General features: G+C 73.0%; 11 protein-coding genes and 1 riboswitch. Of the genes, 8 read left to right on the forward strand and 3 right to left on the reverse strand.

What is annotated here, in order from left to right; genetic code table 11:
• Window positions 1-250 precede the first annotated feature (250 nt).
• The 3 genes from FGF04_RS11490 to FGF04_RS11500 all read left to right on the forward strand — a co-directional run bounded on the left by FGF04_RS11490 (window position 251) and on the right by FGF04_RS11500 (window position 2499).
• Window positions 251-1648, forward strand: a complete 1398-nt coding sequence (locus FGF04_RS11490; protein WP_149511183.1) for an aspartate aminotransferase family protein — start codon at window positions 251-253, stop codon at window positions 1646-1648.
• Between the two features lie 90 nt (window positions 1649-1738).
• Window positions 1739-2377, forward strand: a complete 639-nt coding sequence (locus tag FGF04_RS11495; protein WP_149511184.1) for a helix-turn-helix domain-containing protein — start codon at window positions 1739-1741, stop codon at window positions 2375-2377.
• Complete coding sequence (locus FGF04_RS11500; protein WP_149511185.1) at window positions 2374-2499, forward strand: DUF6126 family protein; 126 nt, start codon at window positions 2374-2376, stop codon at window positions 2497-2499. The genes FGF04_RS11495 and FGF04_RS11500 overlap by 4 nt, the downstream gene beginning before the upstream one ends.
• 31 nt (window positions 2500-2530) lie before the next feature.
• Here FGF04_RS11500 and FGF04_RS11505 read toward each other — a convergent pair whose 3' ends face one another.
• Window positions 2531-3328, reverse strand: coding sequence for a tyrosine-protein phosphatase (locus tag FGF04_RS11505; RefSeq protein WP_149511186.1), 798 nt, complete (start codon window positions 3326-3328; stop codon window positions 2531-2533).
• A gap of 167 nt (window positions 3329-3495) precedes the next feature.
• Here FGF04_RS11505 and FGF04_RS11510 point away from each other — a divergent pair, with 167 nt between their 5' ends.
• From FGF04_RS11510 to FGF04_RS11520, 3 genes are all read left to right on the forward strand, one after another.
• Window positions 3496-5613 (forward strand): alpha-galactosidase, encoded by a 2118-nt coding sequence (locus FGF04_RS11510; RefSeq protein ID WP_149511187.1) that lies wholly within the window; start codon window positions 3496-3498, stop codon window positions 5611-5613.
• Window positions 5614-5911: 298 nt separating this feature from the next.
• A riboswitch (cyclic di-AMP (ydaO/yuaA leader) is annotated at window positions 5912-6075 on the forward strand.
• A 4-nt stretch (window positions 6076-6079) separates the two neighbouring features.
• Window positions 6080-7027, forward strand: coding sequence for a M23 family metallopeptidase (locus tag FGF04_RS11515; protein WP_149511188.1), 948 nt, complete (start codon window positions 6080-6082; stop codon window positions 7025-7027).
• Window positions 7028-7271: 244 nt separating this feature from the next.
• Window positions 7272-8057, forward strand: a complete 786-nt coding sequence (locus FGF04_RS11520) for an SGNH/GDSL hydrolase family protein (protein WP_149511224.1) — start codon at window positions 7272-7274, stop codon at window positions 8055-8057.
• Between the two features lie 96 nt (window positions 8058-8153).
• Here the strand turns inward: FGF04_RS11520 and FGF04_RS11525 are convergent, their stop codons facing one another.
• Entirely contained in the window at window positions 8154-8810 is a 657-nt protein-coding gene (locus tag FGF04_RS11525) for a TetR/AcrR family transcriptional regulator (RefSeq protein WP_235882281.1), read from the reverse strand.
• A 70-nt stretch (window positions 8811-8880) separates the two neighbouring features.
• Window positions 8881-10044, reverse strand: a complete 1164-nt coding sequence (locus tag FGF04_RS11530) for a Glu/Leu/Phe/Val dehydrogenase dimerization domain-containing protein (RefSeq protein ID WP_149511226.1) — start codon at window positions 10042-10044, stop codon at window positions 8881-8883.
• A gap of 196 nt (window positions 10045-10240) precedes the next feature.
• On the opposite strand from FGF04_RS11530, the gene FGF04_RS11535 reads away from it, so the two are divergent.
• On the forward strand, window positions 10241-11455 hold the full coding sequence (locus FGF04_RS11535; protein WP_149511189.1) for an MBL fold metallo-hydrolase: 1215 nt from the start codon (window positions 10241-10243) through the stop codon (window positions 11453-11455).
• Window positions 11456-11836: 381 nt separating this feature from the next.
• A partial coding sequence (locus FGF04_RS11540) for a sensor histidine kinase (RefSeq protein WP_149511227.1) occupies window positions 11837-13069 on the forward strand: 1233 nt, incomplete at its 3' end.

Raw genomic sequence — 13069 nt, forward strand, 5'->3', positions numbered from 1 at the left:
GCGGGGATACCCGCCGGACGGTCGCGGAGGACGGGTCCGGGGCCGGAGCACAGGCTTCCGGTGAGGGGGCCGGTGCGCAGCGGGTCCGGAAGGTGGTGGCCACCCGGCAGGGCGCCGCCGGGCGGAGGACCGGCGGGGTGTCGCAGGCCGCGGGGGAACAGGCGGCCACCAGGGACCAGGGGGCCGCCGCCGGGCAGGATGCCGTCGGTGGGCCGGCCGGAGAACCGCACGTGTCCAAGGAGAAACAGGAATGACGACCAGCGAGCCCCAGGAGTTCGACCTCGCCGGCCTCCTCGCCGAGCGCGGAGCCGAGCGCTACGAACTGCACGCGAAGTACCTGAACCACCAGCTGCCGCGCATGCTGCACACCATCGGCTTCGACAAGGTCTACGAGCGGGCCGAGGGCGCCCACTTCTGGGACGCGGACGGCAACGACCACCTGGACATGCTCGCCGGGTTCGGGGTGATGGGCCTGGGCCGCCACCACCCCGTCGTCCGCAAGGCGCTGCACGACGTCCTCGACGCCGGGCTCGCCGACCTGACCCGCTTCGACTGCCAGCCGCTGCCCGGTCTGCTGGCCGAGAAGCTGCTCACCCACAGCCCGCACCTGGACCGGGTGTTCTTCGGCAACAGCGGCACCGAGGCCGTCGAGACCGCGCTGAAGTTCGCCCGGTACGCCACCGGGAAGCCGCGCGTGCTGTACTGCGCGCACTCCTTCCACGGCCTGACCACCGGGTCCCTGTCCGTGAACGGCGAGGACGGCTTCCGGGACGGCTTCGCCCCGCTGCTGCCCGACACCGCGGTCCCGCTCGGCGACCTCGACGCGCTCGCGGCCGAGCTGAGGAAGGGCGACGTCGCCGCCCTCATCGTCGAGCCGATCCAGGGCAAGGGCGTGCACGAGGCGCCGCCCGGCTACCTGCGCGCCGCCCAGGAGCTGCTGCACCGGCACAAGGCGCTGCTCATCGCGGACGAGGTGCAGACCGGCCTCGGCCGCACCGGCGACTTCTACGCCTACCAGCACGAGGAGGGCGTCGAGCCGGACCTGGTCTGCGTGGCGAAGGCGCTGTCGGGCGGCTACGTGCCCGTCGGCGCGACCCTGGGCAAGGACTGGATCTTCAAGAAGGTCTACTCGTCCATGGACCGGGTCCTCGTGCACTCCGCGAGCTTCGGGTCCAACGCACAGGCGATGGCGGCCGGCCTCGCCGTGCTGTCGGTCATGGAGAACGAGCAGATCGTGGCGAACGCCCGCGCCACCGGGGAGCGGCTCAAGGCCCGGCTCGCGGCGCTCGTCGACACGTACGAGCTGCTGAGCGACGTACGCGGCCGGGGGCTGATGATCGGCATCGAGTTCGGCCGGCCGAGGTCGCTGAAGCTGCGCAGCCGCTGGACGGTGCTGCAGACCGCCCGCAAGGGGCTGTTCGCGCAGATGGTGGTCGTGCCGCTGCTGCAGCGCCACCGGATCCTCACCCAGGTCTCCGGCGACCACCTGGAGGTGATCAAGCTGATCCCGCCGCTGGTCATCGGCGAGCAGGACGTGGACCGCTTCATGGACGCCTTCACCGCCGTGATGGACGACGCGCACAGCGGCGGCGGTCTGATGTGGGACTTCGGCAAGACCCTGGTCAAGCAGGCGGTCGCCAACAAGTAGCACGGCGGCGGCACGTGCGGGTGCGGCACGCTTTTTGCCTCTGAGGCAAGGAATTTGTCTCAGAGGCAAGGATGCGGCTCAATGGAACGCATGAACCCTGCCAAGGGTACGAGCCCTTCCGAGCCGATGGCAGCCGGGGACCAGCTGCCCGCCGTCGCCCCGCGGCTGCGCGCGCTGCGACGGCAGGCGGCGCTCACCCTGGAGTCCGCGGCCCGCGCCGCCGGCCTCTCGCCCGCCCACCTCTCCCGGCTGGAGACCGGACAGCGCCAGCCCTCGCTGCCGATGCTCCTCACGCTGGCCCGCGTCTACGCCACCACCGTCTCCGACCTGCTCGGCGAGACGGTCACCGAACGGGACGCGGTCGTGCGCGCCGCCGAGATGGACCCCACACAGGCCGGCGGCTGGACGTACTGGCAGGCCGGAGCGGCCGGCCGGGGCATGCAGTCCCTGCGCGTGCACGTCCCCTACGGCGCGCAGGGCGACATCGTGCGGGTCCACCCCGGCGAGGAGTGGCTGTACGTCCTGCAGGGGCGGCTGCGGCTGCGCCTCGGGGACACCGCGCACGTCCTGGCGCCCGGGGACAGCGCCCACTTCGACTCGCTGACCCCGCACCGGATCGCCGCCGCGGACCGGGACGGGGCCGAGCTCCTCTTCGTGCACACCCTGCTGCAGAGCCCGACGGCCGCCCTGTGCCTCGGACCGACGACGACCTCAGGAGAAGGCTCATGAAGGACCTGGAGGAGAAGTTCCCGCGCGCGCTGTGGGTCCGGCTCATCATCTACGTGGCGGTCGGGCACGTCTTCGCCGCCTTCATCTATCTGCTGTTCACGCTCGGCGCCCAGAACCAGTAGGCGCGACCGGCCGCCCCGCGCCCCGGCGGGGTCAGTCGAGGAGCCGCTCGCGCAGCCGCTCCCGGATCCCGGGGGTCACGCCGAGCCCCTGCTCCAGGTAGGCGTCCACCCCGCCCCACGTCCCCTCGATCGTGTCGAACGCCGCCGCCAGGTACTCGGCGCGGGCGTCGAAGAGGGGACCGAGCAGCTCCATCACCTCGGGTGTGTACGCCGAGGCGGCGGAACCGCTGCGGTGGACCTTGTAGCGGCGGTGCGCCGCGTTCGACTCCAGGTAGTCCGCCACGATCGCCTCGCGCTCGACCCCGACCGCCAGGAGCGTCACGGCGACGGACAGGCCCGCCCGGTCCTTGCCCGCCGCGCAGTGCATCAGCGCCGGGACGCTGTCCCGGGCCAGCGCATGCAGCACCTGGCGGTGCTCGGCGGTGCGGTCCTTGATGATCGTGCGGTACGACGCCACCATGCGGTTCGCCGCCCTGCCGTCCGAGAGCAGTGCGCGCAGCTGCTCCAGATTCCCCTCGCGGACCATCTTCCAGAACTCCGCGCCGTCCGCGGGGTCCGTCAGCGGCAGGTTCACGTTGCGCACGCCGGGCAGCTCGACGTCGGCGCCCTCCAGCTTCTGGTCGGCCGCGTTGCGGAAGTCGAAGATCGTGTGCAGGCCCAGGGAGGCGAGGAACGCGGCGTCCGACGCCGTCGCGTGCGCGAGGTGGCCGCTGCGGAACAGCCGCCCGTGCGCCAGGCGCCGGCCGTCCACCGTCGGCAGGCCGCCCACGTCACGGAAGTTGCGCACTCCGGTCAGCTCGGGCTCGGTCGACGGGACCTGCTGCGTCACGGTGTTCCTCCCATCGGCGGCCGACGCGGCTCGTCGGCGAGGTGCGCGTCCGACGATACGACATCGGTTCATGGGCCGATGAGTTGTCCACAGGCGTTGCTAGAAGGGCAGGTCGGCCCTGATGATGTCGGGACTTGAGCGTGCCTGTTCGAATATGTGAGGGCTTGATGGTAGAGATCGGCGCGGACGGCCGTACGTGGCTCCTTTCGGGGCCCACGAGCAGTTACGGCCTGCGGCTCGGTGACGAGGACGAGCTGCTGCATCTGCACTGGGGCCCCAGGATCGCCCTCGCCGACGCCGAGGCGCTCGCCGCGGGTCCCGGCCCGGAGTACTGGGCGTTCGAGGCGACCCTGGACGGCCACGAGGAGTACCCGGTGGAGGGCGGCCCCCGCTTCGTGCGGCCCGCGCTGTCCGTGCGGACACCGGAGCGCCGCGGCACCGAGTGGCGCTTCGAGGGGTACGGGACCGGGGGCGCCGAGGGAACCGAAGGGGCCGCGGGAGCCGGGGACGACGAGCTGCGGCTGCGGTTCTCCGACTCCGGGCTCGGCATCACCCTGCACTACCGGATGCGGGCCGGCAGCGACGTCGTCGAGCGCTGGGTGACCCTCGCCAACGAGGGGCCCGCCCTGGAGGTGCTGCGCGCCGACTCCGCGACCTGGACGCTGCCGCTGCGCGACGGATGGCGGCTCTCCCAGCTGCACGGGCGGTGGGCGGCCGAGTCCCGCCTCACGCGCTCCGACCTCACCTACGGCGAGAAGGTCATCGGCAGCCGGCGCGGGCACACCGGGCACCAGCACCTGCCGTGGGTCGCCCTGGACGCGGACGGCACGGCGACCGAGGAGCTGGGCGAGGTCTACGGATGCGCGCTCGCCTGGTCGGGCAGCTGGCGGATCGCGGTGGCGCAACTGCCGGACGCGCGCGTGCAGATCACCGGCGGCGCCGGGTACGACGACTCGGGCCTGCTGCGGCTGGAGCCGGGCGAGGGCTTCGTCACGCCCGTCTTCGCGGGGCTGTGGAGCGACGGCGGCTTCGGCGGGGCGAGCCGCGCCTGGCACGCGTACCAGCGTGAGCACGTGATCCCGGACGCGGACCGGTACCGGCCGGTGCTCTACAACTCCTGGGAGGCCACCGAGTTCGACATCTCCGAGGAGCAGCAGCGGGCGCTCGCCCGCCGGGCCGCCGAGGCGGGGATCGAGCTGTTCGTGGTCGACGACGGCTGGTTCGGGGCGCGCACCAGCGACCGGGCCGGACTCGGCGACTGGACGCCCAACCGGGACCGCTTCCCGGGCGGCCTCAAGCCCCTCGCCGACCACGTGCACGGACTCGGGATGCAGTTCGGCATCTGGGTCGAGCCCGAGATGGTCAACCAGGACAGCGACCTGTACCGCGCGCACCCCGACTGGGTGCAGTTCCAGCCGGGCCGCAGGCGCACCGAGCTGCGCAACCAGCTCGTGCTGAACCTCGCCCGCGAGGACGTCCAGGAGTACCTGTGGGAACGGCTGGACACGCTGCTCTCCGGCGCCCCGGTCGACTACGTGAAGTGGGACTTCAACCGTGCCTTCACCGACGCGGGCTGGCCCGGCGAGGCGTACCCGCAGCGGCTGTGGGTGGACCATGTGCACGCCCTGTACCGCCTGCTGGACCGGCTGCGGGCGGCCCATCCGGGCGTGGCCTTCGAGTCCTGCTCGGGCGGCGGCGGGCGGATCGACCTCGGCATCATGTCCCGTACGGACCAGGTGTGGACCTCGGACAACACGGACCCGCTCGACCGGCTCGCCATCCAGCACGGGTACAGCCAGGTGCACCCCGCGCGGGCCATGGCCGCCTGGGTCACCGACAGCCCGAACACACAGCTCAACGGGCGGGTCAGCTCGCTGCGCTTCCGGTTCGTGAGCGCGATGGCCGGAGTGCTCGGGGTCGGCGGGGACCTGACCCGGTGGAGCGGGGAGGAGCTGGCCGAGGCGCGGACCTGGGTGGAGCTCTACAAGGAGATCCGGCCCGTGGTGCAGGGCGGCGACCTGTACCGGCTGCGGGCGCCCGAGGGCGGGCTGAGCGCCGTCCAGTACGTCCGGGGCGATGAGGCCGTCGTCCTGGCCTGGCTGCAGGCCCAGCACCACGGCGAGCCGGTCCCGCCGCTGCGGCTGCGCGGCCTCGACCCGACGGCGTCGTACGAATGCCTCGAAACGCGCGAAGTGCACCGGGGTGCGGTGCTGTTGCACCACGGGCTGCGGACAGGGCTGCGCGGGGATCTCGATGCGACAGTTGTCAGACTGCGTCGCAAGTGACCGATGTGACCGTAATGGGGCCTTCTTTCCAACTGGTGTGGAAATGAAGGCCCCTGGGGTCGCCCTCCGTGAGCAGCGTCATATCGTGACGTTCCGCTGTCGCCATGCTCACGTAAGTCCGCTTTGTTTCCTGGGGTGCGGGGGACAGAGGGCGGCCCGGATTCACACAGGGTGACCGATGCCCCACCGGAGGATCAAGGAAACAGGGAACACGGGAAACCCCTGAGGTTGTTTCCGCGTCTCCCCGTCGCTTACGTTCACCTCCAATCCGGACGGACGCCCAATCCTGCCGCCGCCCGGAATCCCCACACCGACACCCGTACACGGCAGGAGCGGGGGACCCACAGGTACCACGCCTGTTCCGGTCTCCGGAACGGGCTCGGGGTCAAGTCGCGCGACAGCGCGGCCGGGCATCTCCAGCCCGCACCCGACAGCTCACCTCGCAGGCGCCGGAGAGGAATTCGTCATGCCCGCGAAGGGTAAGCACCGCCGTCCCAAGTCCCAGCGCCTCACCCGCTCCATAGCCGCGGCCGGAACCGGGGGCGCCGCCCTCGCCCTCCCGCTGTTCGGCGCGGCCGGAGCGCACGCCGCCACCCCGCAGTCCGCCGCCGACTCCGTGACGAGTGCCTCGAACCTCGCGGGTGAAACCCCGAAGTCCGCGCCGGCCGCCGGGAAGAAGGCCGAAGCGCGGCAGACCGGCACGGAGAAGGTCACCACCAGGACGTACGCCGTGCGTTCGGGCGACTCCCTCTCGAAGATCGCCGACACGCAGGACGTCGACGGCGGCTGGAAGAAGCTGTACTCGGACAACCGCGCCGCGGTCGGCAGCGACCCGTCGCTCATCCACCCCGGCCTCAAGCTCGCGCTCGGCGGCAAGGCCGCGGCCTCCACCGGCTCCGGCGCCTCCCAGTCCTCCGAGCGGTCCGCCCCCGAGAAGCCCGCTGCCAAGAAGCCGGCCACGACGTCCAAGGCCGCGGACACCTCCCCGGCCGCGCCCTCGACCTCCACCGGCTTCTCGCTGCCGGTCGCGGGCGCCTCGATCGGCACCTCGTACAAGATGTCGGGCAGCATGTGGTCCAGCGGCTACCACACCGGTGTCGACTTCGTGGTGCCCACCGGCACCTCGCTCAAGTCCGTCGGCGCGGGCACCGTCGTCTCCGCCGGATGGGGCGGCGCGTACGGCAACCAGGTCGTCATCCGGCTCGCCGACGGCCACTACGCCCAGTACGCCCACCTGTCCTCGCTGTCCGTCTCGGCCGGCCAGAGCGTGACCGGCGGGCAGCAGGTCGGCCTCTCCGGCGCGACGGGCAACGTCACCGGCCCGCACCTGCACTTCGAGATCCGCACCACCCCCGACTACGGCTCGGACGTGGACCCGCTGGCGTACCTGCGCGCCAAGGGCGTCTCCCTCTGACACCCGCTCCGCCCGTTCGCCGAAGGCCGGACCCCGCCACGGGGTCCGGCCTTCGGCGTGCCGTCGGCGCACGGCCCGGGAGCTGCGGAAACGTCCCCGGCGGCGATCCGTATTCCGGGGTTGACCAACACTTGACGCGTGGCTTATCTCACCGCGCGTCAACCCCTTCCTACGGTCGCGTAGCTCACACCCGAGGGTGAATCATGCCGATGTGACAGACGATTCCAGAGACGACAGCAGAAGAGTGATCAGGTCGTACGTCGCGGTGGGGGACAGCTTCACCGAGGGCGTCGGTGATCCGGGCCCGGACGGGGCGTTCGTCGGCTGGGCCGACAGGTTCGCGGTACTCCTCGCGGACCGGCGCCCCGAGGGCGACTTCGCCTACACCAACCTCGCGGTCCGCGGGAAGCTGCTCGACCAGATCGTCGGGGACCAGCTGCAGCGGGCCCGGGAACTCGCCCCGGACCTGGTGTCCTTCTGTGCGGGCGGCAACGACATCATCCGGCCGGGCACCGACCCCGACGAGGTCGCGGAGCGCTACGAGCGGGCCGTCGCCGACCTGACGTCGGCCGTCGGCACGGTCCTCGTGACCACCGGCTTCGACACCCGCGGCGTACCCGTGCTGCGGCACATGCGCGGCAAGATCGCCACGTACAACCTCCACCTGCGGGCCATCGCCGACCGGTACGGCTGCCCGGTGCTGGACCTGTGGTCGCTCAGGACCATCCAGGACCGGCGGGCCTGGGACGGCGACCGGCTCCACCTGTCGCCCGAGGGGCACACCCGGGTGGCCCTGCGCGCCGGGCAGGTCCTCGGCCTGGAGGTGCCCGCGGACCCGGACCAGCCCTGGCCGCCGCTGCCGCCGCGCGGCACCTCGGAGGTGCGGCGCGACAACATCCAGTGGGCGCGGGAGTACCTCGTGCCGTGGATCGGCCGGCGGCTGCGCGGGGAGTCCTCGGGCGACCGCGTGGTGGCGAAGGGCAGCCTGTCGCCGCACGACATCAAGACGTGGATCGAGGCCGTGGCCTGAAGGTCCGCGAGGATCCGAGGGCCCCGGGGCCCGCGACGGGATCCGAGGGGMGGCCGGTGTCGCCCGACCCGCACCGCCGGTGTCGGGAGGCAGCGGTCACCCCTCGCGCGGCTCCCCTTCGCCCAGCCCCGACTCCCCTTCACCCAGGCCCGGTTCGCGTTCGCCCAGGCCCAGTTCGCGGGCGAGCGCCTCGTCCACCCACTGCTGGGTGCGGGTGCGCGACACCGCGCCCGGATACGCCGTCATCTGCACGGCCAGTCCGTCCAGCAGGGCGGTCAGCCGCAGCGCCGTGCCCGTCGGGTCCGGGCACCGGAACTCGCCCCGGGTCACCCCCTCGGCGATGACCTCGGTGAGCGCGGCCTTCCACTGCCGGTCCAGGTCACGGGTGACGTCCCGCAGCGCCGGCTCGCGCAGCGCCACCGCCCAGCCCTCGATCCACAGCCGCCAGCCCTTGGCCTGCCCGGTCGGCGCGTACCAGCGCACGGCGGCCCGCAGCCTGCGCAGCGCCGTCGTGCGGCGGCCGAGCAGCTTGCGCAGATGGGCGAGGTCGTCCTCGGCGGCGTACGTGAACGCGGCGGCGACCAGTTTCTCCTTCGTGGAGAAGTGGTAGAGCACCAGGGCGTTGCTCACGCCCAGCGCGTTCGCCACGTCGGCGATCCGCACCGCGGAGACACCCCGCTCCTCGATCTGCCGGATGGCGGCCCGCAGCAACTCCTCGCGCCGCTGCGCCACACCCAACCGCACCCTTGCCACCGGGCAACCCTATGGCCTGACCGCGCACGGCGCCGTCCCAGGGGCGGTTACCGGCCGCGCGGGGGAGGCGTCACCGGTACCGGCCGAACCGCTCCGCGATCACCGGCAGGCGCTCCGCGGCCAAGGCGTGCGCGGCGGCCCGCGGCGTCGTCCCGTCGGCCTGCGCCCGCGCGAGCGTCCGGTCGACCAGGGCGCGCATCGAGCGCCGCGTGTGCGCGAACGCCTCGTCCGCGTCGGCCCCGATGTCGCCGAACAGCGTCCACCACCACCAGGCGTTGGTGGCGGAGTTGACGACGACGTCCGGCAGGACGGTGACCCCGCGCGCCGCGAGCAGCTCCTCCGCTGCCGGCAGCACGGGCATGTTGGCCGCCTCGACGATCCAACGCGCCGTGATCCCGCGCTGGTTGACCGTGTCGACGGCGTACGAGACGGCGGCCGGCACCAGGACCTCGGCCGCGCTGGACAGCCAGGCGTCCCCGGGCAGTTCGCGGTCGCCGGGCCGCAGGGCCGCGCGGTCGACCGTGCCGAACGCGTCCCGCGCGGCGAGCAGCGCGTCCACGTCCAGGCCCCCGGGGTTGGCGATCGTGCCCTTCACGTCGGCGACCGCCACGACGCTCAGACCGGCGCGCGCGAGGAACCTGGCCGTGGCCCCACCCATGGTGCCGAGACCCTGCACGGCGACCCGCGTCCCCCGGTGGGCCGTGCCGGCCCGGTCCAGGGCCGTGAGCACCGACTCGGCCACCCCGCAGCCGCCGACCAGTTCGTCCAGGCCGATGCCGTCCACCTCCAGCGCGAACGCGTCGGCCAGCCGCCGCCGGGCCGCCGCCTCGTCGTCGAGCAGCGGGTACACGGCCTGGATCGACGACACCAGCCCGGCCTCCGCCGCGGCCCGGTCGACGAGGTCCTGGGTGAGACCGAGGTCCTCGCCGGTGGTCCAGTGGGCCTCGATGTAGGGGCGCACGGCGCGCAGGTACCGCACGAGCAGGTCGTACGCCCCCGGGTCCCGGGGGTCGCAGTCGATGCCGCCCTTGGCGCCGCCCAGCGGGACGTAGCGGCCCCGCGGGTCGTAGTGCAGGGCCTCCTTCATGCTCATTCCCCGGGCCAGGCCCGTCACTTCGTCCAGCGTGCAGCCCGCCCGCATCCGCAGCCCGCCGCTGCAGACGCCGCGCACCAGGCGGTCCACGACCAGGTGCCCCTGACGGCCCGTGACGTGGTCGGTCCAGGTGAGCGACATCAGGGGAGCAGGGTCGGGGGCGGTCACGGGGTCTCCTCGGGAACGGGGATCATCGACTCGGGAACAGAGATCGGCCCCGGAACGTTCCATCGGCTGGGAGCCGGACGCACCCACAGTGTCCCGGCGCCCGCGCCGCCCGGCGGCGCCGGAGGCGGTGATCATAATGGAAAGACAGAACCACCCACCTGGAGGTGCCGTGACCGGTTCCCGTTCCCTGAGCTCCGGGCTCCGTGCTCTGCGCCCCGCCGCGTTCGGCGCGGACCCGAGTGGTGAGCGCATGGAGCGCATCCGCAGATCCCCGAACTACGCGGACGGCGTCTTCCGCAACCCCGAGGGCGCCCCCCGCCCCGACGGCGCGATGCTGGAGGTGGCGAAGATCTACTTCCGCAGGGAGGAGCGGGTCCGCCGGGCCCCGGCGGGCGTCGTGCCGGTGCACGCCACGACCGTCGCCGACCTCGCGAAGCCCCCCGCCTCCGGGCTGCGGATCACATGGATGGGCCACTCCAGCGTGCTCGCCGAGATCGACGGGCACCGGGTGCTCTTCGACCCCGTCTGGGGCGAGAGGTGCTCCCCGTTCGCCTTCGCCGGGCCCAAGCGGCTGCACCCCGCGCCCGCGCCGCTGGCGGCGCTCGGCCCGGTCGACGTCGTGGTCATCTCCCACGACCACTACGACCACCTCGACCTGCCCACGATCAAGGCGCTGGCCCGTACGGACACGGTGTTCGCGGTGCCCCTGGGCGTCGGCGCCCACCTGGAGCACTGGGGCGTCCCGGCGGACCGGCTGCGCGAGCTGGACTGGCACGAGACGACGAAGGTCGGCGGCATCTCCCTGACCGCCACCCCGGCCCGCCACTTCTGCGGCCGCGGCCTGCGCAACACCCAGCACACCCTCTGGGCCTCCTGGGTGGTCGCGGGCGACGAGCACCGGATCTACCACAGCGGCGACACCGGGTACTTCGAGGGCTTCAAGGACATCGGCTCGACGTACGGCCCCTTCGACGCCACGATGATCCAGATCGGCGCGTACAGCGAGTTCTGGCCCGACATCCACATGACGCCGCAGGAGGGCATGCGCGCCCACCTCGACCTCCAGGGCGGTACGCCCTCGGGCGTGATGATGCCGATCCACTGGGCCACGTTCAACCTCGCGACGCACCCGTGGGCCGAGCCCGGCGAGGGCACCGTCGCCGCCGCCCGGGAGGCGGGCGCCCGGATCGCGCTGCCGCAGCCCGGTGAACCCTTCGAACCCACGGCCGAGAGCGTCCCGTCCGAGCCCTGGTGGCGCGGTGCGGCCCTGGCGCCGCGGGGCGGCTGGCTCGTCCTGGACGAACCGGTCCGCGACACACCGCGTGACGGGGCGGCGGACACCACGGTGGACAGCGGAGAGCCGGAGTCCGTCCCGACCGGATGACACGGACGGGCCGGAAGGCGGTCGGCGAGGGCCGGGGAGCGATGCGCTCCCCGGCCCTCGCCGTTTTCCGCTGACAGCTTCTGACCAGGTGTGATCGGTTCGTGTCGTCGCGCAGACGTGCGTACGCGTACGTGTTCGAGGGGGTTATCGGGCTGTCGTACGAACGGTCATACCAGAGTGGGACGTCGACCGTCGGACTTTGTCAACTGCCCACCGCACATGGTGCGGACGCGACTACTGTGAGTGGCCGCTGAGCGACGCGGGGCCGAAATCTTCGGCTTGGTCCGCCCGGCACCGCGATGGCGTACGCCCCGTTCGGCGCACGCGTCGGTCGCAGACCGGGGGACCCCACAGCCCCGACACACCAGTACGAGGACGTCGATGTCTCACCTCCGCGCACCGGCCGCACGCGCAGACCGCCGCGAGGGCGGGCGGCACGGGCGACCGGTCGCCCGCCCCGCCCCCACGCTGCCCGAGACCCACATACGGCCCCAACTGCTCCGCCTCGCGGCCCACATACGGCCCCAACTGCTCCGCCTCGCGGTCCTGCCCCCCGTCGCGGTGGCCCTCAGCGGCAGCGCCGCCGTGCTCTTCACCGTCCGCACGACCGGCGCCCGCCCCGGCCCCACGCTGTGGATCGTGCTGGCCGGAGCCGTCGGGGTCGCCCTCGCGGGCATCGTCATCGCCGCCGTGGCCGCCGGCCGTGCCGCCCGGTCCGTGCGCGAGCGCATCGGATCGCTGCGCCGCACCAGCGCCCGCGGCCAGGCCGATCTGCTCGCCCTCGTCGAGGCGCTGCGCCGCGGGGAGGCGCCGCCCGCCCGCAGACCGCGCGGCCGGCCCGCCCCGGCGGCCGACGACTTCGACCTGCTCGCCGAGGACCTGGCCGCCGCCCACGACGGCGCGGTCACCGCGGTGGTCCGGGCCGCCCAGCTCTCCAGCCACGCCGGCAGCGAGCAGAAGGTCGAGGTCTTCGTCAACCTGGCCCGGCGGCTCCAGTCCCTGGTGCACCGCGAGATCTCGATCCTCGACGAGCTGGAGAACCAGATCGAGGACCCGGACCTGCTCAAGGGCCTCTTCCACGTCGACCACCTGGCCACCCGCATCCGGCGCCACGCCGAGAACCTCGCGGTGCTCGGCGGCGCCGTCTCGCGCCGCCAGTGGAGCAACCCGGTCTCCATGACCGAGGTGCTGCGGTCCGCCACCGCCGAGGTCGAGCAGTACTCACGGGTCAAGCTCGTACCGCCGGTCGACGGGACCGTGCGCGGGCACGCCGTGGCCGACGTGATCCACCTGCTGGCCGAACTCGTCGAGAACGCCACGGTGTTCTCGGCGCCGCACACCCAGGTGCTGCTGCGGGCCAATGTCGTGACGTCCGGCCTCGCCGTCGAGGTCGAGGACCGCGGGCTCGGGATGCCGCTGGCCGAGCAGCACAAGATGAACGCGCTGCTCGCCGACCCCGACCAGGTGAACGTGGCGAGTCTGCTGCAGGACGGCCGGATCGGCCTGTTCGTGGTCTCCCAGCTCGCGCGCCGGCACGGGATCGCCGTCCGGCTGCAGACCAACATCTACGGCGGCGTGCAGGCCGTCCTGGTGGTGCCGCAGGCGCTGCTGGGC

This window comes from Streptomyces apricus (assembly GCF_008369065.1).
In the GTDB taxonomy this organism is placed as follows: Bacteria; Actinomycetota; Actinomycetes; order Streptomycetales; family Streptomycetaceae; genus Streptomyces; species Streptomyces apricus.